A 25,443-nucleotide genomic window follows, 5' to 3' on the forward strand; every position below is an offset into this window, starting at 1 on the left:
GAAAAACCATCTGGAGAAATATACTCTGCAAAATTCCATAAAAAAACATTCTGTCACGATTTTTTTACTCTGTAACAGAATGTTCCTTTTTCGAAATTTTATACGCTTTTATTTTTCTTCTACACCCGTCATGCTCTGGTGATGTACGGTCTGCATAATACTCTCCTGCTGTCGCTCGATATGCTCGCGGATCATCTTCTGTGCGCCTGCAAGATCCCGATTTTTCATACGTTCATAGAGGGCATCGTGCTCCTCGACCAGGGAACGTCGGGATTTTACATCCTTTAAATATTCAATCCGGTAACGGTACATTTGCTCCCGCAGATTGTTCAGCAGCTGAATCAGGCGCTCGTTGTTCGTCGCCTGATAAATCACATCATGGAATGCCACATCTGCCTTTGCAAGCTTCTGCAGATCATCCGTCTCTGTTGTCTCCAGCATTTGTTCAAAGCTGCGCGATGCCTGATAAAGCTTCTGCAGTTCGCTCTCTGTAATCCGCTGACACGCCAGTTTTACCGCCAGCTCCTCGAGTCCGAGCCGCACCTCCAGCACATCGTTCAGATCTTTTTCCGTGATCTGCGCCACCTGTGCACCCTTTCGCGGCACCATGATTACAAGGCCATCCAATTCCAGCATGCGAATCGCTTCACGGATCGGCGTACGTGAAACGCCAAGCTGATTTGCCAGCCGGATCTCCATCAGCCGTTCACCCGGCTTTAACTCCCCGCGCAGAATCGCCTGGCGCAGTGTGCGGAACACGACATCGCGGAGCGGAAGGTACTGATAATCCTCCATCTGCAGGTCTAACTCATTTTTTGCCATACTTTGTACCTCCCGGTTTTGATACTGTAGTCAGGAATGTCTGTTTCGACAGTCCGCTTATTTTTAACTGATCGCGGGCAAATTCTGCCTTGTCCGGATCGTCGAAAATGCCGAATACGGTCGGGCCGCTGCCGCTCATCATCGCATTGACCGCACCGTTTTTCATCATCTGTGCCTTGATCTCATCGATCACCGGATACGCCGGACACGTCACGGATTCCAGCACATTTCCCATGCGGTCCGTGATGCCGTACAGGTCATGATTTCGGATCGCCTCTACCATGCCGTCGATATCCGGATGCTCCGTCACCGCATCAAGATGCAGGTTTCCATAGACAAATTTCGTCGAAACATTGATGCCCGGTTTTCCGATCAGCACGTAGCACATCGGTACGCCGGGAAGGGATGTCAGCTTTTCGCCGATTCCTTCTGCCAGCGCCGTACCGCGCATCACACAGTACGGAACATCCGCTCCGATCTGCACACCCCGCTCCATCAGCTGGCGTTTGGTCAGACCAAGCTGAAACATGCGGTTAATTCCTACCAGTGCTGCTGCCGCATCCGAGCTTCCGCCCGCCATGCCGGCCGCTACCGGGATAAATTTTGTCAGGTTCATATCAACGCCCTGACGGATATCAAATTCATCCATCAGAAGCTTGGCCGCTTTGTATACGAGATTTCCGTCATTACACGGAAGGAACGGCAGATTGGTTGTAAGCCTTATTCCGGGTTCTTTGCTCTCCTTTATTTCCAGCTGATCGTACATCTGGATCGTCTGCATTACCATGCGGACTTCATGGTAACCATCCTCTCTTTTTCCGGTCACATCAAGACCAAGATTTATTTTTGCAAGCGCACGCAGTTTCATCGTAGGCACCACCTTCGGTAATGTTTTTTGTATACATAGATATTAATGGATTTTTCTTCTATTTTCAAGCTTTATCTTCTGTTTTTGTACATAATTTTATACAATTCAGTTCAACAGACTTAGAAACGCAGGCGTAAGCGGTGGCTAATGGAAACGAACAAGAGCAAAATAAGAGTTTACGAACCTGTCGAAACTTGCTATAATTTTCATCAGATATCAGGGCAAAAGATCAAAAAGCCGGTGCAAGCTCGCTTGCAAGAGGATTTTTGATCTCTTGACCCCAACATTTTTGTCAGAAGCCAGAGCATGTCTGAAAAAAACTTTTCGTAAGCTGCGAATCTCAGATTACGGAAATGATTTTTTCAGACATGCTCTAGCTTCTGCGAAAGAAAAGGAAGTAGCTTTTTATGAGTTCACAAAGATCTTATTCATTTTCCCGCCAGGTTCTGGTCAACGGAATCCGCGATGGCATTCCGATCGGGCTTGGCTATTTTGCGGTCTCGTTTTCGCTCGGCATTGCAGCGCGTAAGGCAGGTCTTAGTCCTTTTCAGGGCTTTCTCGCCAGTCTTTTCAACAATGCTTCCGCCGGAGAATACGCTGCCTTTACACTGATTGCCGCCAACGCAGGCTATCTGCAGGTCGCTATCATTACGCTCATCGCCAATGCGCGGTATCTTCTGATGAGCTGCGCGCTTGCCCAGCGTTTTTCACCGGACACGCCGTTTTTCCACCGTTTTCTCATTGGTTACGATGTGACGGATGAACTGTTCGGCATCACAATTGCGCGCCCGGGCTGGCTGAATCCGTATTATACATACGGTGCCATTCTCGTCGCTGCTCCCGCGTGGTCGATCGGCACGGCTCTTGGTATTATTGCCGGAAATCTGCTGCCGCTGCGCGCTGTCAGTGCCTTAAGCGTGGCGCTGTACGGCATGTTCCTTGCAATCATCATTCCCCCGGCGCGAAAGAGCCGTGTGGTAGCGGGTCTTGTTGCCGTCAGCTTTTTCTTAAGCTTTATCTGCAGCTATCTCCCGGGCATCTCCACTCTCTCCGACGGAACCAGAACGATTCTGCTCACCGTTCTGATTTCCTGCGCCGGAGCTATCCTGTTCCCGGTAAAGACAGAGGAGGAAAATGCTGATGTACAATAATTATATCTATATCGCCGTCATGGCTCTGGTTTCCTACACAATCCGGATTCTGCCGCTGACGCTGATTCGGAAGCCGATTAAAAATCAGTTTATTCAGTCGTTTCTGTACTACGTTCCATACGTGACGCTGTCCGTCATGACCTTCCCGGCGATTGTCCATGCAACACAGAGCCCTGTTTCCGGCGCACTCGCGCTTGTCGTCGGCATCGCAGCCGCATGGTTCGGTGCAAGCCTGTTTCAGGTTTCGGTGGCATGCTGTGCCGTGGTGTTTGTGATTGAATTGTTTTTGTAATAGAAATGAGCCGCCCTGTGGGAACAATCCTTTTCCCCGGGGCGGCCCGTTTTATATGTATTACTTTTCTGTTTCTGTTTTTCTGAAATGATAAACGCTGACCGAAGCCGCCGGCAGTGCAATCTGGAAGGAGTCTTTTTCCCGTGCAGGTGCTTTTCCTTCTTTGCAGCGGACTCGGTTCGGATGTTTCGCATCGTTGTAGTTCTGCGGATCTTTGGAGTACAGTGTTTTGGCCTCAACAAATTCCGGACACTGTTTGAATTTCAATTCGATTTTCTTTGATTCGCTGTAACTTGTATTTACGAGATTGACGTAGATATCATCATTTTTGATCGAGGCAAAAATGCAGACCTCAGGATCTTTGTTCTTTTCCTCAAAGCCAAGCGTATACGCACCCTGATGCACCTGATACATATCGAACACATCGTAGTTTGGTGTCAGAATACAATGCTCACCATCCGTCAGGAACAGGGAATTCAGGACATTGACAGACTGTGCCACACATGCCATGCGCACATCCCCGGTATTGCGGTGGAAGATGTCGAGCGTCAGTGCAGTTGTAACGGCATCGCGCATCGTACACTGCTGATACAGCGCCGGGCGCGCATTAAATGCACTGCTGTGCCAGTTGCCCCACTCACCGACAATCAGTTCACATTTTCTCGGTGCCGCCTGGAACGGACCCTCCGGTTTCGGAAGTGTCTCAAGACCGGCGTCTATCAGGCGGCGCTGCTCGTGAATGACATTTTCCAGCTCTTTGCATCCATTGATCACGTCATACCACTGTTTTTCATCGAACTTTTTCTCTGTCTGAAGCTGTTTCAGATTCCAGTTGTAAAAATGGAGATCATAGCCGTAAAGCGATGGCATACGGTATTTTCCCATCTCCTTGAAAAAGTCTTTCGTCCACGCAACACGCTCTTTTGGCTTGTTGCCATCCGGACCGCTGGCAATGCATTTTGGCGGAAATGCCTGATCGCCCGATCCAAAGGATGGACAGGACGATGTAAATTTCCGATATTCATCCGCATACATCTGCGGCGTCATTTTTCCGCCGCCATCCCAGACTTCATTTCCAATACCCCAGTATTCTACCTGAAACGGCGCTTCGTGTCCGTTTACCTTCCGCTCTCTGGTAAGTGTTGTGGATTCTCGCCTGTTGCAGTATTCCATCCATTCACGCATCTCTGCCGGAGAACCTGTCATCATGTTGATATTAAACCATGGCTTTGCGCCGATCATTTCACAGAATTCCATCATCTCGTGCGTACCGAACTGATTCGGATCGGTTTCAAATGTACCAAAATTTTCATTATAAGTAACCGGCCTGTTCTCTCTTGGTCCGATACCGTTTCTCCAGTGGTAAACATCCGCATAGCATCCGCCCGGCCAGCGGATCACCGGCGGATGCAGCTTTTGAAACGCATCCACAAGATCTTTGCGGATTCCATGATAATTCGGAATCTCCGAATCCTCACCGACCCAGATGCCATCGTAAATACAAGAACCAAGAAATTCTATAAAGTGTCCCTGCAGCTCCGGGTAAATATAGTTCTCTCCGATTAATTTTCGAAACGTAATTTTTTGCATACAGACTTCCTCCCCTGTAAGAAATTCAGCACCACAAAGCGCGAATTACTGCGTCACAGATTTTTATCATACTCTGGTACGCCTTCCCATCGGCTCCTTGTAATTCGCGCTCTGCAATACTGCCTTTTGCGTATTATTTTGGGTCTTTGCTATATATTTCAGTATAGGACATGTCGAAAAAAAATACAACGTGTTGCCGGAAAATCCCAACGTGTGTCTGAAAAGAATTTCCGAAACAAAACCTGCGACGAGAACTGTTCACGCGGGCTATAACAGCCGAAGAAGAACAAGCATTCCGCAAATTCAGTCTTGTAGCCTGGGAAGATGCAATTCTATGCTTGACATCTGATATTATCAGTGATATATCATTAGTATAACCAGATAGTATGCAAAACTTATTGTTTATCCGGATAAAAAACACACAGGAGAACTTCAATGGATCAGAAATTATACAACAGTTATGTAAAGATTTTAAAGAACGAACTTGTTCCGGCCCTCGGATGTACCGAACCGATTGCGATTGCCTATGCGGCTGCGAAAGCACACGAGGTACTCGGACAGATGCCGGAGAAGATTGAACTTTGCTGTAGCGGAAATATTATCAAAAATGTAAAAGGCGTTAAGGTTCCAAATTCCAACGGACTGAAGGGAATTGATGTTGCGGCAACACTCGGTGTTGTCGGCGGACGGGCAGATCGTGAGCTTGAGGTTCTTGAGGACGTAACCGAAGCAGACATCGAAAAGACAAAAGAGCTGGTACAGCAGGGATTCTGCACCTGTACGTTAAAGGAAGGTGTAGAAAATCTCTATATCGTTGCAAAAGTCATTGCCGGGGAACATAGTGCGGAGGTTACCATTGTCAACCGCCATACACTGATTTCACGCATTGTAAAGGACGGCGAAGTGCTCTACCAGATTGCCGCACATGAGGACTCTCCGGAATATGTAGATAAAAGCGTGCTGAATGTCAAAGACATTCTCGAATTTGCCGATACAGTAAGAATCGAAGATGTCAAAGACATTCTTGACCGTCAGATCACCATGAACTCTGCGATTTCCGATGAAGGCCTGAATCATCCGTACGGAGCACAGGTAGGCCGCACCCTTCTGAATGATTATGGCAATGACGTTAAAATCCGTGCCCGTGCCCGCGCAGCTGCCGGTTCCGATGCACGTATGAGCGGCTGTTCCCTTCCGGTTGTCATCAATTCCGGCAGCGGAAACCAGGGTATGACCGTTTCTCTTCCTGTTATTGAATTTGCAAAAGAATGGAACGTTTCTCAGGATAAACTGTACCGCGCACTCGTTGTCAGCAATCTGATCGCCGTTCATCAGAAAAAATATATTGGTAGCCTTTCCGCTTACTGCGGTGCCGTCAGCGCAGGCTGCGGCGCAGGAGCTGCCATCACCTATCTTTCCGGCGGATCGTATGAGGATGTCAGCCTGACCATCGTCAACACCATCGGAAACGTCGGCGGTATCGTCTGCGACGGAGCAAAATCCTCCTGTGCAGCAAAAATCGCATCCGCTGTTGATGCCGCAATTCTGGCTCATTACATGGGCCAGCACCACAGAAGCTTCCAGCCGGGAGAAGGTATCGTGCGGGAAGATGTCGAGGATACGATCAAGAGTATGGGATACATCGGAAGAGTCGGCATGAAAGATACCGATACGGAGATCCTGAATATTATGATCGACCGTGTGGATATTGACGAAGTTTGTAAATAACAAAAGTATTACGCTTGACAGCCATCTGGGCAGACTTGCACAGATGGCTTTTTTATGTTGCTCTTTCTATCCACCCTTAAAACCGCTACGATGCCCTCATCCGGGCAAAATCTCCCGTAAATTGTGACACACATTTTGCGGAAAACCTTTTTAACAGACTTTTTCAAACAGGCTTTGATTTTGATTTGAAAAAACGGAGGTTCTGCATTATGATAAAGTACAAGGAATCTATGTACTGGCTTTACCGCTTCCGAAAAGCTATGGTGTCTTCCTTGTGACGGATTCTGTAAAATAAACAGGAAGCAGAAAGAGAGTATCTATGAAAGTATTAGTCTTCGGTTCTTTAAATATCGATTACGTCTACTCCGTCAATCATTTTGTCCAGCCCGGCGAGACGCTTTTAGCGGATGACCGGCAGATTTTCAGCGGCGGAAAAGGGCTGAACCAGGCGATTGCTTTTGCAAAATATGGTCTGGAAACGTGGCATGCCGGCGCTGTTGGGGCGGAGGATTCTGCTCCGCTGCTGGAAACGCTGAAAGATGCTGGTGTTCACACGGATCTTGTTCTGAAAAAAGAAGGATCATCGGGACACACGATCATTCAGAATACACCGGAAGGTGAAAACTGTATTATCCTCTTCGGCGGTGCAAATCAGGCCATTACTAAAGCGGATGTGGATCATATATTAACCTTCGCTGAACCGGGCGACTATCTGGTCCTGCAGAATGAGATCAGTGAGATCCCTTATCTTATGAACTGCGCGTACGAAAAAGGCATGCACATTGTGCTGAACCCCTCACCCGTCAATGCAAAGATTTTCCAGATGCCGCTCGAAAAGGCCGAATATCTGATTCTGAACGAAATTGAGGCCGCTGCAATTTTAAAAGAAACGGGTGCTGCCCTTGCTGAAAACGCGGATGGCACTGCTCTGCTGAACGGACTGGTTCACAAATTTCCGGATAGCAAAATTGTGCTCACCCTCGGCAAAGAAGGTTCCATGTATGGCTATCACACCAAACGCTGCGCACAGGGCATTTTCCCGGTAAAAACCGTTGATACCACAGCGGCAGGCGATACCTTTACCGGATACTTTGTCGGTGAAATCATAAACGGAAAAACACCGGAAGAAGCACTCAAGACTGCCGCCATGGCATCTGCGATTGCGGTAGGGAAAAAGGGCGCCAGCACATCGATTCCGACGCTTGCGGAAGTCAGGGACTCTTTATAAAAGATTCAGAAAATCGGCGTAGCAAACATACTACAAATTTGATATAGTATTCGCACGAAACAAGATCAGTATACCAAGATATTCATATCCGTTCGCATCTTTCCGATCCTGAACTGGGCCGCACCTCCATCGCCGAGGAAATCCACATGAACCTGGACTACCTGTCCCACATTTTCAGTACGAAAACAGGAGCGTCGCTCAGCAGCTACATTATGGATGAACGCATGGCAGCCGCAAAACGCCTGCTTGCCACCACAAGCTTCTCCCCCCAGCAAATCTGTGACCAGATCGGAATCGCAAACGTTTCCTACTTTTACCGGCAGTTCAAGAAAAGCAGCGGGGTGACACCGCAGCAGTATCGGGAGAAGCATTTTCATGGATAATCACGAGCACCGGAGCGTGCCTGAAAAAGGTCTCCAGCGCGCAAAAAAACAGAGTGTATTGGGATTTTTTCGTTCCCATGCACTCTGTTTCATTTCTTACCCGCAAAAATCCGCCAGATCCTCTTTCAGATAATTCTGCGTCTTCTCCAGATCTTTCTCCCGGATGCTCTGCATAATATCGTTATGATGCGCAATGTCCAGTGCCGGGTTTACGTTGGACCAGGTTTGCCAGTAAAACTGGGCGTAAGCGCGTTTTAAGACGTTCATGGTGCGTTCAAGCTCCTGATATGCGTAAGCATTGCCGGAGAAGGAAATCATCTTCAGATGGAATGCTGTATTTGCCTCCCAGTGATCCCAGACGCTGTCGGTGCTCTGCTTGCATCTCTCGTCGATTTCGGCGAGCTCCGCCAGGTTTTCTTCGGTGATGTTTCCGATCGACTGGCGAAGGTATCCGCCTTCAAGAACGAGACGGAAATCCAGGATATTCTGTGCCTCCTCGCGGGATACGCTGACGACCTGATAGCCGAAGCGTGGGAAGCTGCGGAGAATTCCCTCGTTGCAGAGCGTTACCAGCGCTTCACGGATCGGTGTCTTGCTGCAGCCGAATTTCTGCACGAGTTCCTGCTCGTTGATGATCTGGTTCGGTTTATATTCATCAGTAAAAATGCCGTTCAAAATGGCCTGGTATACCATGTTTTTGAGACTTTCCTGCTGTTTCTTCATCCGGAAAAACTCCTCACTTTTCATATTCTCGGCGCCGCAAAAATGTGCTTCCGGCGCTGTTTTTTATCATAACAAAATTTTTTTCACTTGTAAATGCCGGATCCCGCGATTTCCCAGCCTTTGCTTTCCAAAGACCTGTTTTAGAAAAAATTCAGAAAAACATTGTGGCAAACATAATACAAATATGATATAGTATTAGAACAAAATCGAATAGGTTTCAGAAGGATTCTTACCTTAAAAATTCCCGGAAGAGTGGATAAGCGGAAAGGACAAGGTAAGGAACAAATGAGTAAAAAAGACACTGTTACAAAAGCATTCATGCGTGAAAACACTGTGTTTGCGGACGCTTTTAATTACCTGATTTTCAATGGAAAAAAGGTGATTCAGCCGGAACAGCTGCAGGAGCTTGACACAACGGAACTGGTGCAGCTGATCGCAAAAGGGAAAAACAACAAAAACGAGTCCGTTCAGAAATACCGGGACATTTTAAAGGCTACTGTTATTATGGAGGATGAGAATGCGGATTATCTTCTGCTTGGAATCGAAAACCAGACGGAGATACATTATGCAATGCCTGTCCGAAATATGATTTATGATGCTCTGCAATATGGAAATCCGGTTGCAGCAATTGCAGCACAAAATGTAAAAGAAAAGAAAGCACCGACACGCGCAGAATTTCTGTCAGGCTTCTACAAAGCAGACAAACTCCGGCCAGTCATCACTCTTGTGCTTCATTTTGGAGCGGATCCATGGGATGGCGCTACTTCCCTGCATGAAATGATGGATTTTCCGCTGGAAGAAATGCGGACATTCATTCAGGACTACAAAATTCATCTCATCGATCCGGCAGCGCTTAAACCAGACGAACTCGAAAAATTTTCAACCAGTCTGCGGGAAGTGCTCGGCTGTATTAAGTATTCAAAGGATAAAGAAAAACTGTCTTCCTTTATCCGAAATAATACAAGAATGATGTTAGAAATAAACGCCGCCAGAGTAATTCAGACAATCACAAACATAACCTTAGATCTTTCAGAAGAAGTGGAGGAAGTAGACATGTGTAAAGCAATTGATGACATGATGCAGGACAGCAGAGAGGAAGGTAAAGCAGAGGGCAGAACAGAAGGTATTCTGTTTGCACTTACCGGGCTTGTTCGGGATGGAGTTCTGAGCATAAAGGATGCAGCTTTTCGGGCGAATATGACAGAAAGTGCATTTGAAGCCGCAATGAAAAAAATATAAACCACGCAAAAAGGATGTACTGCAGTAATATTTTTAATCGTTACCGCAATACATCCTTCTCTTTTACTCTGAATCTCAGATCACATATTCATTCGCCTTCTGCATCTGCCAGTCCACGAGGTCTGCCAGGGTGATGTTGTCCACGACGCCGTTGATGGCGTCGTTCAGTTTCTTCCAGAGCAGAACGGTGACGCACTGGTCGGCGCGGCCGCAGTCGGTGCCGTCTTCGACGCAGTCGACCGGGGCAAGGCTGCCTTCGGTCAGCCGAAGGATCATGCCTACGGTGTACTCCTCCGGCTTTCGTTTCAGGGAATAGCCGCCTGCCGGGCCGCGGACGCTTTTTACAAAACCGGCCTTATTTAAAATCGAGATGATCTGCTCGAGATACTTCTCGGAAATCTCCTGCCGCTTTGCCACATCTTTCAGGCGCACCGGCTCTCCGGTGTTGTTCATCGCCAGATCCAGCATTAAGCGCAGCGCATATCGTCCTCTTGTTGAAACTCTCATTCACATTTCCTCCGAATCTTTATCCTATAATTTATTGTATCCCACATTCTCTACATAATCAATAGGAAATAGGAAATTTCAACGAAGTTTCCTGTAATTGAAAAAATATGCCTCTGACACGAAACCTTGTGCCAGAGGCGTACGTTTTATTTTACTATAACCTGTTTCTTACTTCTTACCGAACTGCCTTAAATGCCTCGTCCAGATCCTCGATGATATCGTCGATATTCTCGGTACCGATGGAAAGACGGATGGTGTTTGGTTTGATTCCCTGATCCAGCAGTTCTTCCTCGGTGCACTGGCTGTGCGTGGTGGTTGCCGGATGGATTACCAGAGATTTTACATCGGCAACGTTAGCCAGCAGGGAGAACAGTTCCAGATTGTCGATGAAATCTTTTGCTTTCTGTGCATCGCCTTTGATTTCGAAGGTGAAGATGGAACCGCCGCCGTTCGGGAAGTATTTTGCGTACAGTGCCTGCTGCTTTGGATCATCGGATACAGACGGATGATGTACTTTCTCAACCTGCGGCTGGCTCTCCAGATATTTTACAACTTTCAGTGCGTTCTCAACGTGACGCTCTACGCGGAGAGACAGAGTCTCAAGTCCCTGCAGAAGCAGGAAGGAGTTGAACGGAGAAAGAGTTGCTCCGGTATCACGAAGAAGGATGGCACGTACTTTTGTAACGAATGCAGCCGGTCCAACTGCTTTTGTGAAGCTGATGCCGTGGTAGCTCGGGTTTGGCTCGGTCAGGGATGCGAATTTTCCGGATCCCTCCCAGTCGAATTTACCGCTGTCTACGATCACACCGCCAAGAGTAGTTCCATGGCCGCCGATGAATTTGGTTGCGGAATGAACAACGATGTCTGCGCCGTACTCGATCGGACGAACGAGGTATGGAGTTGCGAAGGTATTATCGACAACCAGCGGAATCTTGTTCTCATGTGCAATTTTTGCAAGTGCTTCGATATCGACAACATCAGAGTTCGGATTTCCGAGGGTCTCGATGTAGATGGCTTTTGTGTTCTCCTGAACGGCTGCGCGGACCTCATCCAGATTGAATACATCAACGAATGTGGTGCTGATTCCGTACTGCGGAAGTGTGTGTGCCAGCAGGTTGTAGGAACCACCGTAGATGTTCTTTGCAGATACGATGTGGTCGCCCTTCTGCGCCAGGTTGATGATGGTGTAGTTGATGGCTGCTGCTCCGGAAGCTACTGCAAGTGCTGCAACGCCGCCTTCCAGTGCTGCCATTCTCTGCTCGAAAACGTCCTCGGTCGGGTTGGTCAGACGGCCGTAGATGTTTCCTGCATCCTGGAGTCCGAATCTTGCTGCTGCGTGATCGGAGTTATTGAATACGAAAGAAGATGTCTGATAAATCGGCACTGCTCTTGCTCCGGTTGCCGGATCCGGATTTTCCTGTCCTACGTGAAGCTGTAAGGTTTCAAATTTAAGATTTCTTTCTGCTCTTGTTTTTTTGCTCATGATTTTATTCTCCTGTTCTGATTGTCTTTTTTATTTTCGTTTTTCTATTATTTGTCGGAACCGGTCGTCATTCTGTCTGTCCCCTGCTGCGAAGCGGCTCCGTTTTGATTCTGGATTTATCTGCTTACGCTGCAACACATGACATCATAGATCACGATTCGATTCTCTGCGAAAACTGCTCTCATTGACTTCGCTTCCTCTCGCTTTTGTGATATTTCCTATCTGTTTACAAGGGATATTATAGCGGCTGTCTTCTGTTTTGTCTAATACAGAAAAATAATGGCTGGTTATAGGTTTTTCCTATATCATATCTTTACTGCCATTGCACTTTCTTTTGAATTTCCTATACCCGGTTTGCAAACGCAAATCAATTTTTATAGTACAAACTCTTTATACTTCCGGATCTCCTCCAGATACTGCAGTCCCATCGCACTGATCGACATTCCTTTTCTGGAAACGTAGCCGATCATCATATTTTCATCCGCGTGAAGCGGCACAGCACGGTAATCGCTGCCGTTCAGCTCCTCGCAGATGATTCCGGAACAGAGTGTATACCCGTTCAGGCCGACCATCAGGTTCAGCATCGTTGCGCGGTCGTTTGCCTTGATAATTCTCTTATATTCATACGTAGAAAGCACTTCCTCCGCCAGGAAAAACGAGTTATTGCTTCCCTGGTCAAACGACAGACACGGATATTCCTTCAGTTCCTCCATGGTGATCTCAGTCTTGTCCGCCAGCGGATGATCCTTCCAGAGGTAGACGTATGTTCCGCAGGAAAACAGATCGTGGAATTCCAGGTTATTATCCTTCATCAGCTTGTTCAACACTTTCGCATTGAAATCATTCCGATACAGGATGCCGAGTTCACTCTTGAAGTTCTTCACATCCATCAGCACATCGTACGTTCTCGTCTCGTAAACGGCAAACTCGTATTCATCCATGCCGAACTGTTTCACCAGCTCCACGAATGCCTTCACGGCAAAGCTGTAATGCTGCATCGACACACTGAATTTTTTCTTGCCTTTCGTGCGGTAAACATAGCGGTTTTCGAGAAGCTGATACTGATCGGTAACCTGGCGCGCGTAGCCTAAAAACTCCTCGCCCTCCGGGGTCAGCACCGTTCCGTGGCTGCTGCGCTTGAACAGTTCAATTCCAATCTCCTTTTCCAGCTCCTTGATCGCGCCCGAGAGGCTTGGCTGTGAAATATAGAGTGCCTTCGCCGCCTCATTCATCGATCTGGAATCCGCGGCCTGGATTACGTAGCGAAGCTGTTGTAGTGTCATAAGTAAAGTTCCCTTTCTGGTATAATTTGATATACGAAACTGCCATTCGCGGAGAGGAGAGTTCCGCGGATGGCAGTTTACACATTTATGCATGATGTCTCGATTCAGAGCATACCGCTCTCAATCTTTATTTTGCAAACAGAGGGGTAGAATAGTATCTGTCTCCATTGTCCGGCAGAAGCACAACAATGGTTTTGCCCTTGTTCTCTTCGCGTTTTGCCAGCTGAATTGCCGCATACAGCGCTGCTCCGGAGGAAATTCCTGCAAGAATGGCTTCCTCGGCTGCCAGATATTTTCCGGTCTCGAAAGCATCCTCATTTTCTACCTTGATGATTTCATCGTAAATGCTGGTATTCAGAGTCTCCGGCACGAAACCTGCGCCGATTCCCTGGATTTTATGCGGTCCGGAAACACCCTCAGACAGTACCGGTGAGGATGCCGGCTCTACTGCTACAATTTTTACTTCCGGTTTTTTCTCTTTTAAATACTCACCCGTTCCGGTGATCGTTCCGCCGGTGCCGACACCTGCAACGAAGATGTCAACCTCTCCGTCGGTATCTTCCCAGATCTCCGGACCTGTTGTCTTTTTGTGGGTTGCCGGGTTTGCCGGGTTCACGAACTGGCCTGCGATAAAGCTGTTAGGGATCTCTTTTGCAAGCTCATCGGCTTTCTCGATCGCACCCTTCATACCCTTTGTTCCGTCCGTCAGAACAACCTCTGCGCCGTATGCTTTTACAATGTTGCGGCGCTCTACGCTCATGGTTTCCGGCATCGTAAGGATCATACGATAGCCTTTTACGGTAGCTGCCGCTGCCAGTCCGATTCCAGTGTTTCCGGAAGTCGGCTCAATGATAACGGAACCTTCTTTTAAGAGACCTTTTGCCTCAGCATCCTCGATCATCGCTTTTGCGATACGGTCTTTGACGCTTCCTGCCGGATTGAAGGATTCTACTTTTGCGATCAGTTTCGCCTGCAGTCCTTCTTTTTCTTCAATTCGTTTCAGTTCTACCAGCGGAGTTTTTCCTACAAGATCCAGAATGCTGTCATATACCTTTGCCATCGTTGATTTCCTCCTTACTTTTGCTCGCTTTTTCTCTATTTCCCTATTTCCTATTGAGTTTGTATGTTTTAAGTTGTTTCCATCTTATTCCAATCGTTTTAAAATGTCAACACATTTCACTGATATGATCAGAAAAGATGGTTAGAGCAGACCTGCAAGCGCAATACTGACCGCCATTCCGACCAGGGAAGAGAGCAATGCACCCGCCAGTGTGTACCGCGTTTTTTTGATGTGGACCGCTCCGAAATAGACCGCCATCGTATAAAAAACCGTCTCCGTGCACGACATCATAATCGAAGCCGCCCGTCCGGCGAAGGAATCACACCCCGCCTCTTTGTAGAGATCCAGCAGCAAACTCACCGCCGCACTGTTGGAAAAGAGGCGCACAACCCCGAGCGGCACCAGGGCAGAAGGAATCCCCGCCGGTTCCAGCACCGTTCCGAGCAGCTTTCCAAAATCCTCCAGAAATCCCGATGACCGCAGCACACCGACCGCCGCCATCAGCCCGATCAGCGTCGGCACAATCCCGATCACAGTCCGCATGCCATCCTTTGCCCCGTTCAAAAAATCTCCGAACACATCCTGCTTCATCAAAAGCCCCAATCCGACCACATAAAAGATCAGCAGGGGAACCATAAGATCTGAAAGTACCATAAGAATACGCAAAAAATCCCCTCCCCGAAAAACATTGCTGAAGATACACTCCATACAATTTATTCCGTGGGTGGGGATTTATGTTTTTATTTCGTAACGATTCAGCACCATGCGAAATGGGGCTCTGAATCGTTACTTTATTTCATTTTAATCTGAAACAGCCGCGCCATATACGTCTCTGGAAAATGGACCTTCAGTTTTTTGCTGTAATCATCGTAATGGAATACATCACCGCATGCTTTCGGGTAAATGCAGGAAACCTCCAGCTCTTTCCCTGGGAATGCTCGGTTCAGCGGAACTTCAAAATCAGCCTCTCCGCCGCGTCTCCATACACCAAGATAAATCACATCCCCCGGCACGCGGATGCCGGCTGCGAGGTGCTTGTCCTCATTATCCGCCCATCCCATCGGCCAGAACGGAACGCCGTCCTTGATGCCGCTGCGGATCTCCTTGTAGCAGTCAATTCCCTCTTTTACAAGATCAAACCGCTCCGGCGAAATCTCTGCAAGGTGGCCGCTCTGATGGATACGAAGCAGCAGCGCATTCACCATATTGAAAATAACTTCCTCTTCGGTGCCGTCCCGCAGCGGATACGACCAGATCGCCGCCTGCTCCGGCGTCACGCCGATGGCTGCATTCGCCGAGATCGTCGCATAATTCCGGTAATCCTCCTGATCACTCGTCGACTGAATACTGTTTCTCGCCAGCATCGCATAGTCCATGCGGAGACCGCCGCTCGAGCAGTTCTCAATCACAAGATCCGGGTACTTTTTATAAATGCCGTCCAGCCATGCCAGATACGCTCTCTCATGCTCCAGAAGACCGTCTCCAAAACTGTCTGCATCCACTTCCGTACCAATACCAGGCTCAATATTGTAGTCCATCTTGATATAGCCGACACCGTAGTCCCGTACCACACGGTCGATGACTTCGGTCACATGCTCAATCACAAGCGGATGACGGAAATCCAGCTGATAACGGCTTCTGTCATACACACGCTTGCCGTGGCGCAGGAAGAAGCACTCATCCGGCAGAATGGAAGCCTTCTTACAGTTGATACCCATAACCTCCAGCTCCAGCCAGACACCAGGAATCATGCCCTTCGAACGAATATAATCCGTCACCTCACGCACTCCATTCGGAAAGCGCTTTTTACTCTCCTGCCACTCACCGACACTGTCCCACCAGTTGCCGTCCGCATACCAGCCGGCATCAATGACAAAATACTCACATCCGGCCTTCTCTGCCGCATCCACCAGCGGGAACTCTTTTTCTGTGGTCGGATCTCCAAACAGACAATTCATATAATCATTGAAAATAACCGGCAGATTTTCATTATCTTTGTTCGGACGGCGGATCTTTCTGCGGTACTTCGTCAAAGTACCAATCGCTTCCTCGAAATCATCATGACCTACGCCGACAGCCACCGGAACCGTTGTAAAGGAATCTCCCGGCTTCAGGTTCTTCGACCAGTGTGACTGAATCTCTGTCGGACCGCTCACCGCCAGATAAAAATGGCAGTTCTGATCTCCGATCTCATAATGCCAGGAACCACTGTGGTCAATCTCAAAAAACAGACTCGAATCTGCCGCACTGTTTCCAATATATCCCATCGGCACATATTCCTTCGCCGACCAGTTGCCCGTATTCGTAATCTCAATCGTCTTCGAAGTTCTCTGATAATTATGCGGCTGCGTCTGCGCCATGCCAAGATCTGCAAACCGGTACTTCTTCACCGTCAGCTCCTTCTGCCATCCATTGTGAACCACAACCATCGACATCTTGTCATCCGAGCTGACAAGCTCTGGAATTCCCTCTTTCTGTTCCTTCTCAATACCCCAGTAACTAAAACTCGAAATGTACTCCAGTGTCTGGTCTTCCTTTCCTTCGTTCGTCACTGTATTGTACATTCTCGCAACCGGAATCCCATCAAAAAACTGCATCACAGACTCCACCTTCGCGCCCGTCACATCATCCGACTGCACAATCCGAAGCAGATCCCCGTTCTCATTTCTCTCCTCCGAAATCGAATCAAACTTCAGCATAAAGCCCGGAGCCGTCACAATATACTTATTTCCATGCTTCTCATACGGCCGGTTATACCCCGAAAAATTCACCTGCACCAGCTGGAAGCTCTCCTTAATCTGAGCTTCCCGCATTCCTTCCATCATCCACACTCCATCCGGCTTCCGGCAAAGATTCTCCGCGTCAAACGGTGCATGTGAAAAATGAAACAGCTTCAGCTGATTCTCTTCCGTCACCCCAAACACAATATGAATTCCATTCACATCATAACAAATCAGCTCTGCCTTGATCGGGGTCTCAATCCTGCTCGTCCATTTCTGCATCTTAAAAACCCTCCTTTGGAAATTTTTCTCATATTTCCAGCATATAACTTGTCCCCTTTAAAGTCCAGCACATTCTTGCTTTTTCCATCCTATTCTTTTCAACCATCTTGCGCCGATCCGCCCTTCAGGCGGATCCAGACTTTCCTCCCGTTCTCACTCCCAGCTCACGCGCCAGCCGTTATTTCACAACCCCAAACGTCGCAATCTCAAACTCCAGGAGTGTCACATGATACACCCCGTTCTCATCCGGGCAAAGTACCTCACCCTTCTCTTCCACTACATTACTGCGGTAAACCTCTTTCATCCAGCTCTCCTTTCGGAAGGAAAGTACCTCATCCTGCGGCATATTGTTCACAAACCGCACAAACAGATCGTCCTTTGCAAGTCCCTTCTTAAACGCCGTCAGATGAATTCCTTCCCCTTCAAAGCGGAGGAAGCTCATTTCCAGCGGCATCTCGCCCGATACGAGTTCCGGTTTTACCTGACCCGGCTTTCTGAGCCATGCCTTTGAAAGACCGGCCTGTGCTGCTGTCAGATCCTGCTGGAATGCGTAACCCTCGGTAAATGCCTCGCCCGTCTTACCGGCTGCATACGGCACAACTTCAAACTCCAGGGTAAACGTTCCGATCTGCTGCGCCTTTGGCGTCGGGAAATAACCCCAGTCACCCATCTCCGCAACGGAGCGAAGCAGCGTTACCGCAATCGCATTCTCCTCATCCGCCAGAACCTCATATTCATACAATCCGCGGTTTGCCACAAGAAGACCATTTGTCTCATCTTCCATTGCAGCAAAACACTGCTGTCTTTCACATCCGCAGGGATTCGTCCAGGTATCATTATGACGGTTATTTCTCTTTACAACCTCAAAGGCAGAATCTGCCAGATGCGTAGACGTATTCAGACCCGTCGGCATTACAACGCGGACTCTGTGATCCTTTGCCTGATTGCAGATTGTCGTTGCAACGTGCAGGCCTTTTCCCGATTTTTCCAGTGTCAGAACCGTCTTTACTTCCATCGGAACCAGTTCCTTCGAACGGTTTGCCACACGCGTATATGGGTCAATACACATCTCACGCTGTCTCTGCAGTTCCTCTCCCATACCGGACGGAATCATCATTTCGTGACAGATCTCAACTACCGTGCGGAATGCATTTTTCTCCACACAGCGAATCTCAGCTTTCATGCCTTTCGTTGTGATTGTCTGTTTTCCAGAGTCCTGAATATAAATATATTCATTTCCCATATCTCCGGTATCTTCATAGAGTCCCAGATTTTCATACGTTCTTCCGGTTTCCTTATTCAGAATCTGGTAGGAACCGTCCTCATTGACCGTAACTTTCAGGTTTTCATTTTCCAGAACGCGCTCATTCGCAAAATCTGCAGAGGTTTCCTGGTTCTGATCCGGCTCTGCCTGCTCCAGATAATATGTTGCATATCCCATCGCCGGAACTTCTGCCTCAAACGTTACCAGCACCTTCTTTGCCATATATGGCTGACGGAACCGGTCATCCGGCAGATCGTACCCGAAGGAAATTCCTGCATTTTCGATTTTTGCCGGAACTGCATTTCCGTTTGCATCGCGAAGCACCAGATTTGGCATTTCTACCGCCTCGGCCGCCTCATAACCATCCCATACAAACAGATTGTAATCGCGGAACAGATGCAGTTCTTTTGCAATGACCTGTTTTTTCGCGGTGCCAGAAGTATTCCATACAACGAACGGAATCTTTTCACTGTTTCCAGGAAGTGCCGCGGTATTCACCTGATCGGTCAGGTATTCTACACTCTCATCGTAAATCGCATCCGCCACCTGTCTGCTCTTCGCAAAGCGGGTTTTCATTTCTTCATTTACTTCATCGACGCTGCAGCCGCAGATGCTGTCATGCGGATGATTCTGCATCAGCTTTTTCCAGCTGTAAATCATCTGGTCTTCCGGGTATGCTTTGCCAAGCACCTCTGCCATGGCTGCCGCCGGTTCTGCTTTCCGCTCCAGCGCTGTTTCGCCGGCACGGTTGTCCACTTTCAGTCCCATCCAGGAAGAAGCGGTGTTTGCCAGAGTCCATCTTCCGTCTGTTTCCTGACTTGTCAGCTCGCCCTTTACCGTAGAGAAATTCTCGGAAATTTCTTTTTCCATTGCCTTTACATAGGTTTTGAAATCCGAATGAATAAATTCAATGTCCGGGTATAGTTTCCGTGCGACACGGATTGCCTCGGTAATGTCCTTCTGCAATGGCTGATGGTCGCATCCGTTCATCATCAGAAGCTGATGTGTTGCCGCAAATTTTCTCGCATCGGCCAGTTTTTTGTCCCAGTAAACTTTTGCTTCTGCCTCATCCACCGGAATCTCCACTCCGTTGTTATACCAGTTTGCAAACAGAATACCCGGCAGTTTCGTTCCGTCCGGGGATGCCCACATCATTTCGGAATACGTGGACTCATACTGTCCTCCGGTTACCTCATTATTCGGTCCGATCGGTTTTACACCGCGTCCGAACACAACCGCATCCATGCCCGCCTGCTTCAGCACCTGCGGCATCTGTCCCGCATTTCCGAATGCATCCGGGAAATAACCGACATTTCCGATCGCTCCGTAACGCGCTGCTTCCTGCATGCCGACCTGAAGATTGCGGACACATGCCTCACCGCTGGTCAGAAACTCATCCTGCAGAATGTACCACGGGCCAGTCTGGATTTTTCCTTCACGGACGCATTTTTCCACCTGCTCGCGTTTTTCCGGGCGCACTTCCAGGTAATCGTCCAGGGCAATCGTCTGTCCATCCAGGAAAAATCCACCAAATTCCGGATCGTTCTCTGCTTTTTCCAAAATATTGTCTACCAGCTCAATCAGTTTCATTCTGTGTTTTTCAAAAGACTGATACCACTCTCTGTCCCAGTGGGAATGGGAAATAATATGAACAGTTGTTTTCATGATGTGTTTCCTCCTGTTATAAAAATGATTTTCAAACTTAAAACTCTTTCTATATTAAGTCTTGTTCCTGTATTGCCGTGTTGATTTGATATATCATATCATAAAAAAACGCAATGCTTCTGTCAAGTATTTCCACGTTTTTCCATGATTTTATATCATTTTCTTTTTATTTGATATATCATTTTTAGTTTGACTTATCTTTTTCCCGAGATTATAATACAAAGCAAGTCGATATCACACTTTTACAAATACAGTTGTCACCAATCATACTATTTGAGGAATTTTACAGACATGGATAGAAATAAAAGAATAACGAAACCCAAATATGAAATCATCAAAGAAGCTCTTTTAGAGCGCATCCGCACCGGACAGTTTTCTTCCGATGCCGTGTTCTGCACGGAAAAAATGCTCTCGGAGCAATATGAGGTAAGCCGCATCACAGCAAAGCGGGCGATTGAAGATCTGGAACAGCAAGGAATCCTGTATCGAAAACGCGGCGTCGGAAGCTTTGTCTCGCAGAAAATCCCACCGGTTTCCTCCTCCGCATCAGAAAACGACAGCAAATCAAAAATGGTTTCCCTGCTGCTTCCCTTTGCCACAACACAGGGAAACATTTCGGAAACGATTGGTTCCTTAAGTGCCGCACTGGCCGAAAAAGGATACTTTTTAAGCATTCATATCACCGGCTCTTCCTCTCCGAAGGAACGTACGACACTGGAACTGCTCCGTTCTCAGAACATCGCCGGACTTGTCTACTATCCCAAGCGTGACAATATCCACCTGGAACAGTTAAACGATTTCCTGTTTGCAAACCGCCCGGTTGTCATCATCGACAAACAGACCGACTGTCCGTATTTAAACAATGTTGTCTGCGACAATTACGATGGCGGACGGCAGCTCACCCGTCACCTCCTGGAACAGGGGCATCGCAACATCGCCTTTTTCACAACAGCTCCCCTTTCCGAAACCTCGTCGGTCCGTGATCGTTTCGGCGGATTTTTGCACGAAATAAAAGCCGCCGGAATCATGCCCGATTCCCGGCAGCTTATCACCTGGCCACATGCACTTTCTACAGAAGATGCCCTTTCAACAGAAATCACACCTTTTCAACAGCAGCTCCTTACCCTGCGGCAAAATGGAATTACTGCACTTCTCGCAGAAAATGATCAGGTTGCCGAACTCATCTTTCTCGCCTGCCGTACCATTGGCCTTAGGATTCCGGAAGATCTCTGCCTCTGTGGTTTTGATGACACGAGTCTCAGCCGGAGTCTTGAAATTACCTCTATTCATCAGGACTTTGAAAGCATCGGACGGGAAGCCAGCCGGATTCTCCTTTCCACACTGGAAAACCCTGCGGCGGAACCGGAAAAAATTGTGCTGCCGGTGACACTTGTTCCCCGGGCATCCTCGCTTCGAATGATAAAAACAGAATCCTAAAACCAGATCATTTTTCATCTGAATTTTCTTCCAGAAATTTTCGGATCTTCTCTGGCGGCAGCAATGCATAAATACTTTTATGGAATGTTGCCGCCACTTCCAGTTCTCCGTAATATCCTGTACGCACATCACAATTTCCCTGGAACGCCTCCCGCAGTGTCGCATTCAGCGCTGCTCCCTCATCACTGTCCATAAAATCTTTCAGCATCCGGCAGCAGGTGTGCGTGTTTTCATAATAGCGGCGGTATGCCGGATGAAATTCCCGCATCCATCCGCTCACGGATACACAGAACAACGCCGTCGGATGGATCACCGGCTGATAAAGAAGACGCCATTTTTCCTGCTGTACTGGATCTACCGCAAACGCAAGCAAAGAAACTTTCAGCTCTTCCATAAAACCCGGATAATCTTCCTCCGTCAGAGAGATAATTTTCTGATTGCGCAGATACTGGTTGATATTCGTCGCATCAATCTGCTCCGGAGAAATGTACTGTAAATAACGGGACATCATTTTCAAATCCGTACCTGCGTGCTCAATCGTATGCTGTGTGATTTTCTGCCACAAAAACTGCTGATATTCCGTAACCGGCGTATCCAGATATGCCATCCACAAATACTGTGCCAGCAGCCGGGCATCCCGGGATTCCATTTGATTCCGGGTAGGATCTTCCGGGCAAAAATCGGTATCTGCAAGCATCCCCGCAAGCTGGTCAAGCGACTGGCACACAGGAAGCTGTCCGCTCAGACGATCCATTTCGCTGATCGTCTGCTGAATGGTAAGCATCTGCGACTGGAGTGCATTCAGCTGTTTATGCAGATAAAATGGTGTTGTGCGCGGCTTGTGAAGAATCGCGCGGATATCCGCCAGTGAAAGTCCTGCCTCGCGCAGCTTGCGGATGATAAAAAGTTTTTGAATATCTGCTTCTGAAAAATCATGGTAACCGTTATGTTCATCAACAACAGGCGAGATCATCTTCTGATCGATATAATAATAAACCGTCCTCCTGGACAATCCTGTTTTTTTGATTACTTCCTGAATTCTCATTGTTGCACCCCGTTTTTCCTTTTGTCCAGTCATTCCCCCGCATTCTGACTGTTTCTCTTTTTTCACTCTTTTTCTTTCTGTTTTTCCGCTTTTTTCGTTTTGATTTTATAAAAGCATACACCTGGTGTATACTTTTGTTTCCTATTATATCCTGTTTTCCCTCAAAAAGCCACGTAACAATTCTCTTTTTCCATAGAAATCTTCTGCTTTTGAGAAAAGAATGCTGTTTATTTCTGAAAAAATTTGCATTGACTGTCCACCAACGATATCCCGTATAGTAATGCTTATGTGTCATAAAGTAGCATATAAAAATTGATATGCAGCCCTACTATTCCAAACAAACATTGTTAAAAATGACGAAATCTTTTGAGGTTTTACATATCATATCGTGAATAACGCTTGATTTATCGGCATTTTCATGGTAACATTATCCTAAGATATAGTGTAGAAATGTATACAAGGATACTTAGTTGAAAGGAGGGAAATTTGGTGGACTATTTATGGGTGTTGGTATTATTGATTTTGGGAGTTTGTATGGTCTGTTATCCTAAAATATTATGGAAAATAGAAAATTTATTCACAGTAAAAAATGGTGAACCAACCGAACTATATTTAGTATTAATGCGGATTGGTGGTGTATTTTTTATTATTTGTTCAGTTGGTATGATTATATATCTAATTATAAAATGAAACACCCTTATAGTTCTTAAATTGTATCCTATTATTCGAATTCAATAATTTCAAGAAAGGAGTGAACTGTATGAATAAGATATTTAAAAAGGTTATATCATTGGCACTTATAGGAACGCTATGTATAGGTGCAAGTACGACGACTTTTGCAAGTGAGTTATCGCCGGAAGCAAAGGCAGAAGCGACACAAACTAATGAAAGTGAGCGGAAAGTAAATTGGTGGCAAGTTGGTTGGAAAGTTTTATCCGACTATTTTGAAAAACTTATCGATCTTGATGGACAGAGCGTAAAAGATAGTAATTGGGCATATCTTGTGTCTCCGAGTATTGAATTTAATACTGGCGAGATGGGAAATGAAGTATACTTTAAACCAGAAGTAAATAATTCAGTTGGTTCAATGCGTATGCATGGACATCGAGTGATTTTTGTTGATATTTAATGGAAAAAATAGAAAGCATTGAGAATATTTCATAATTTCTTGAAAGTACTCTCAGTGCTTTCTTTGATAATATGAAAGGAGAAATAAATGCAAAAAAAACAACTTTCTGTATTAGTACTAATTATTTTATGCTTTTTATTAGGATGTAACAGAGAAACACCAAAAGATGAATCTCAACAAAATTATGAAGATGAATCTAATATTTCTAAAACAAATGGAGAAGAACTTGTAAATATAAACAGTGAATTGTTAGGTTCGACTCCTTTTGATATCCAAATCGATAAAACAGCATTGCAGACTAGAAAAGAAACAGAAACAGAAGTTACAATAAAGACAAATTTAACAGACTGGGGTTATACTGTTTCTTCTGAAAAAGGGAAAATATCTGATATAAATAAAAATTCATTCATATATATAGCACCTAAAGATGAGAGGGATGATACTATAAAAATACAATTATCGGACTATGAAAATGGCATATCATATGAATATACAATTCCACTTATTTTTGCGGGAAACAATGAACATTCTTTAGATAAATTCAAGGAAAATCTTTCAAGATTACCTAATAGTTAGTAAAGAGTCGATAGACTAAAGTACCACCATCCTCTTTTATTTCAACTGAATATCCATCCCGCCGCACCGCAGCGGCACATGAAGCAGTAAATCCGAAAAAGATTTGCTGCTTTTTTTGCGTCCATTTTTGGCAAATTTCCAAAAGTTCCGTATTAGACAGTGAAACCAAAAAAGGCTGCCATTTTTTTCAGACAGCGGGCAAAACGCAGCTTCCGAAACGCCTTATTGTCGGGAAAGACCGAGCCGCCGGAAAAGTTCTTGCCGGAAAGTCCGTCCATTCTGCTCTTTTGTGGTTTGTAGGGAGTAAGGGAAAAACGCCAGCCCGCAGCCTTTTATAAAAAAAGCTGGTTATAGATTTTCTGAAAAAGTGGCAGTAGCAAGTGAACGGCAGGCCGGCAGTTTCTTAGAGCAAGATTCTACCGAGGTGCCAAAATTCGCTTATCGCTCATTTTGCCCCTGCGGGAATCTTGTTGGGGAGTGCCTTCCCCAAACCCTGCTTATGCGGCTTGCGCCGCTGAAAAACCCCTCAAAATATTTTTCGGATTTTTCAAAAACAGTTCCGCTTCACACCCTGTTTTTCTCCTATTAGTGAGAGGACACCACGCACAGAAAGGAGGTCAACCACCTATGAAACGATACAACACGCCGCACCGCAGCCGGGTAGTCAAAACACGCATGACCGAGGAAGAATACGCCGAGTTTGCCCAGCGGCTTTCTGCTTACCACATGAGCCAAGCCGAGTTTATCCGGCAAGCCATAACCGGGGCAGCCATACGCCCCATCATAACCGTTTCCCCCATCAATGACGAGCTGCTTGCCGCTGTCGGGAAGCTGACCGCCGAATACGGGAGGATCGGCGGCAACTTAAACCAGATAGCCCGGACGCTGAACGAGTGGCACAGTCCCTATCCGCAGCTTGCCGGGGAGGTACGGGCGGCGGTTTCCGACCTTGCTGCCCTAAAGTTTGA

Annotated in this window: 25 protein-coding genes and 1 pseudogene; 12 read left to right on the forward strand and 14 right to left on the reverse strand. The window is 47.0% G+C overall.

Annotation, left to right across the window (positions count from 1 at the left end; translation table 11 throughout):
- Positions 1 to 108: 108 nt before the first annotated feature.
- Complete coding sequence (locus DW915_RS14135) at positions 109 to 822, reverse strand: GntR family transcriptional regulator (protein WP_243033842.1); 714 nt, start codon at positions 820 to 822, stop codon at positions 109 to 111.
- Complete coding sequence (gene ispE / locus DW915_RS14140) at positions 809 to 1,690, reverse strand: 4-(cytidine 5'-diphospho)-2-C-methyl-D-erythritol kinase (protein ID WP_118742329.1); 882 nt, start codon at positions 1,688 to 1,690, stop codon at positions 809 to 811. Before ispE ends, DW915_RS14135 begins: the two co-directional genes overlap by 14 nt.
- Positions 1,691 to 2,097: 407 nt before the next feature.
- On the opposite strand from ispE, the gene DW915_RS14145 reads away from it, so the two are divergent.
- Both DW915_RS14145 and DW915_RS14150 read left to right on the forward strand, forming a co-directional pair.
- Positions 2,098 to 2,841, forward strand: coding sequence for an AzlC family ABC transporter permease (locus DW915_RS14145; protein WP_022462149.1), 744 nt, complete (start codon positions 2,098 to 2,100; stop codon positions 2,839 to 2,841).
- Complete coding sequence (locus tag DW915_RS14150; protein WP_330410127.1) at positions 2,831 to 3,133, forward strand: AzlD domain-containing protein; 303 nt, start codon at positions 2,831 to 2,833, stop codon at positions 3,131 to 3,133. Before DW915_RS14145 ends, DW915_RS14150 begins: the two co-directional genes overlap by 11 nt.
- Positions 3,134 to 3,193: 60 nt before the next feature.
- Here DW915_RS14150 and DW915_RS14155 read toward each other — a convergent pair whose 3' ends face one another.
- Positions 3,194 to 4,723 (reverse strand): alpha-N-arabinofuranosidase, encoded by a 1,530-nt coding sequence (locus DW915_RS14155; protein ID WP_118742330.1) that lies wholly within the window; start codon positions 4,721 to 4,723, stop codon positions 3,194 to 3,196.
- A 435-nt stretch (positions 4,724 to 5,158) separates the two neighbouring features.
- Between DW915_RS14155 and DW915_RS14160 the strand changes: the two genes are divergently transcribed.
- Complete coding sequence (locus DW915_RS14160; protein WP_117813094.1) at positions 5,159 to 6,451, forward strand: L-cysteine desulfidase family protein; 1,293 nt, start codon at positions 5,159 to 5,161, stop codon at positions 6,449 to 6,451.
- 8 nt (positions 6,452 to 6,459) lie between these two features.
- Here DW915_RS14160 and DW915_RS16610 read toward each other — a convergent pair whose 3' ends face one another.
- A complete protein-coding gene (locus DW915_RS16610; protein ID WP_416388260.1) occupies positions 6,460 to 6,618 on the reverse strand; it encodes a DUF6783 domain-containing protein in 159 nt (52 codons plus the stop codon).
- Here DW915_RS16610 and DW915_RS16615 point away from each other — a divergent pair.
- From DW915_RS16615 to DW915_RS14170, 3 genes and pseudogenes are all read left to right on the forward strand, one after another.
- Positions 6,544 to 6,729, forward strand: a pseudogene (locus tag DW915_RS16615) (DUF6783 domain-containing protein); the annotation flags it as partial. The gene DW915_RS16610 and the pseudogene DW915_RS16615 overlap by 75 nt on opposite strands.
- A gap of 41 nt (positions 6,730 to 6,770) precedes the next feature.
- Complete coding sequence (locus tag DW915_RS14165; protein ID WP_118742331.1) at positions 6,771 to 7,679, forward strand: ribokinase; 909 nt, start codon at positions 6,771 to 6,773, stop codon at positions 7,677 to 7,679.
- A 140-nt stretch (positions 7,680 to 7,819) separates the two neighbouring features.
- Entirely contained in the window at positions 7,820 to 8,062 is a 243-nt protein-coding gene (locus DW915_RS14170; RefSeq protein WP_278309011.1) for a helix-turn-helix transcriptional regulator, read from the forward strand.
- Between the two features lie 96 nt (positions 8,063 to 8,158).
- On the opposite strand, the gene DW915_RS14175 is transcribed toward DW915_RS14170, so the two are convergent.
- Positions 8,159 to 8,785 carry a GntR family transcriptional regulator gene (locus DW915_RS14175; RefSeq protein ID WP_055221835.1) on the reverse strand — a complete coding sequence of 209 codons (627 nt, stop codon included), beginning with the start codon at positions 8,783 to 8,785 and terminating at the stop codon, positions 8,159 to 8,161.
- A 285-nt stretch (positions 8,786 to 9,070) separates the two neighbouring features.
- On the opposite strand from DW915_RS14175, the gene DW915_RS14180 reads away from it, so the two are divergent.
- Entirely contained in the window at positions 9,071 to 10,024 is a 954-nt protein-coding gene (locus tag DW915_RS14180) for an Rpn family recombination-promoting nuclease/putative transposase (RefSeq protein ID WP_118742332.1), read from the forward strand.
- Between the two features lie 75 nt (positions 10,025 to 10,099).
- On the opposite strand, the gene DW915_RS14185 is transcribed toward DW915_RS14180, so the two are convergent.
- The 7 genes from DW915_RS14185 to DW915_RS14215 form a co-directional block, all read right to left on the reverse strand.
- Positions 10,100 to 10,531, reverse strand: coding sequence for an RrF2 family transcriptional regulator (locus DW915_RS14185; protein WP_117813096.1), 432 nt, complete (start codon positions 10,529 to 10,531; stop codon positions 10,100 to 10,102).
- A gap of 175 nt (positions 10,532 to 10,706) precedes the next feature.
- Positions 10,707 to 12,014 carry an O-acetylhomoserine aminocarboxypropyltransferase/cysteine synthase family protein gene (locus tag DW915_RS14190; protein WP_118742333.1) on the reverse strand — a complete coding sequence of 436 codons (1,308 nt, stop codon included), beginning with the start codon at positions 12,012 to 12,014 and terminating at the stop codon, positions 10,707 to 10,709.
- A 374-nt stretch (positions 12,015 to 12,388) separates the two neighbouring features.
- Positions 12,389 to 13,297, reverse strand: coding sequence for a LysR family transcriptional regulator (locus DW915_RS14195; protein WP_117813097.1), 909 nt, complete (start codon positions 13,295 to 13,297; stop codon positions 12,389 to 12,391).
- Between the two features lie 127 nt (positions 13,298 to 13,424).
- Positions 13,425 to 14,357, reverse strand: coding sequence for a cysteine synthase A (gene cysK, locus DW915_RS14200; RefSeq protein ID WP_055221811.1), 933 nt, complete (start codon positions 14,355 to 14,357; stop codon positions 13,425 to 13,427).
- A 141-nt stretch (positions 14,358 to 14,498) separates the two neighbouring features.
- Positions 14,499 to 15,023: a spore maturation protein gene (locus DW915_RS14205; RefSeq protein WP_118742334.1), complete on the reverse strand. Its 525-nt coding sequence runs from the start codon at positions 15,021 to 15,023 to the stop codon at positions 14,499 to 14,501.
- Between the two features lie 125 nt (positions 15,024 to 15,148).
- Entirely contained in the window at positions 15,149 to 17,359 is a 2,211-nt protein-coding gene (locus DW915_RS14210) for a glycoside hydrolase family 36 protein (RefSeq protein WP_118742335.1), read from the reverse strand.
- A gap of 178 nt (positions 17,360 to 17,537) precedes the next feature.
- The gene (locus DW915_RS14215) at positions 17,538 to 20,288 is read right to left on the reverse strand and encodes an alpha-mannosidase (RefSeq protein ID WP_118742336.1); all 2,751 of its coding nucleotides are present in this window, start codon (positions 20,286 to 20,288) and stop codon (positions 17,538 to 17,540) included.
- Positions 20,289 to 20,579: 291 nt separating this feature from the next.
- On the opposite strand from DW915_RS14215, the gene DW915_RS14220 reads away from it, so the two are divergent.
- On the forward strand, positions 20,580 to 21,725 hold the full coding sequence (locus tag DW915_RS14220) for a substrate-binding domain-containing protein (RefSeq protein ID WP_118742337.1): 1,146 nt from the start codon (positions 20,580 to 20,582) through the stop codon (positions 21,723 to 21,725).
- Positions 21,726 to 21,732: 7 nt separating this feature from the next.
- Here DW915_RS14220 and DW915_RS14225 read toward each other — a convergent pair whose 3' ends face one another.
- A complete protein-coding gene (locus DW915_RS14225) occupies positions 21,733 to 22,770 on the reverse strand; it encodes a helix-turn-helix domain-containing protein (RefSeq protein WP_158581068.1) in 1,038 nt (345 codons plus the stop codon).
- Between the two features lie 489 nt (positions 22,771 to 23,259).
- Between DW915_RS14225 and DW915_RS14230 the strand changes: the two genes are divergently transcribed.
- From DW915_RS14230 to DW915_RS14240, 3 genes are all read left to right on the forward strand, one after another.
- Complete coding sequence (locus DW915_RS14230) at positions 23,260 to 23,460, forward strand: DUF6199 family natural product biosynthesis protein (protein ID WP_117659859.1); 201 nt, start codon at positions 23,260 to 23,262, stop codon at positions 23,458 to 23,460.
- A 70-nt stretch (positions 23,461 to 23,530) separates the two neighbouring features.
- On the forward strand, positions 23,531 to 23,899 hold the full coding sequence (locus DW915_RS14235; RefSeq protein WP_117659805.1) for a hypothetical protein: 369 nt from the start codon (positions 23,531 to 23,533) through the stop codon (positions 23,897 to 23,899).
- An 87-nt stretch (positions 23,900 to 23,986) separates the two neighbouring features.
- The gene (locus DW915_RS14240) at positions 23,987 to 24,475 is read left to right on the forward strand and encodes a hypothetical protein (protein WP_002569239.1); all 489 of its coding nucleotides are present in this window, start codon (positions 23,987 to 23,989) and stop codon (positions 24,473 to 24,475) included.
- A gap of 152 nt (positions 24,476 to 24,627) precedes the next feature.
- On the opposite strand, the gene DW915_RS16260 is transcribed toward DW915_RS14240, so the two are convergent.
- Complete coding sequence (locus tag DW915_RS16260) at positions 24,628 to 24,753, reverse strand: hypothetical protein (RefSeq protein WP_007037420.1); 126 nt, start codon at positions 24,751 to 24,753, stop codon at positions 24,628 to 24,630.
- Positions 24,754 to 25,102: 349 nt separating this feature from the next.
- Between DW915_RS16260 and DW915_RS14250 the strand changes: the two genes are divergently transcribed.
- A partial coding sequence (locus DW915_RS14250) for a plasmid mobilization protein (RefSeq protein WP_118742338.1) occupies positions 25,103 to 25,443 on the forward strand: 341 nt, incomplete at its 3' end.

Origin of the sequence: Blautia sp. AM42-2 (genome assembly GCF_003480245.1) — a bacterium.
GTDB lineage: Bacteria > Bacillota > Clostridia > Lachnospirales > Lachnospiraceae > Fusicatenibacter > Fusicatenibacter saccharivorans.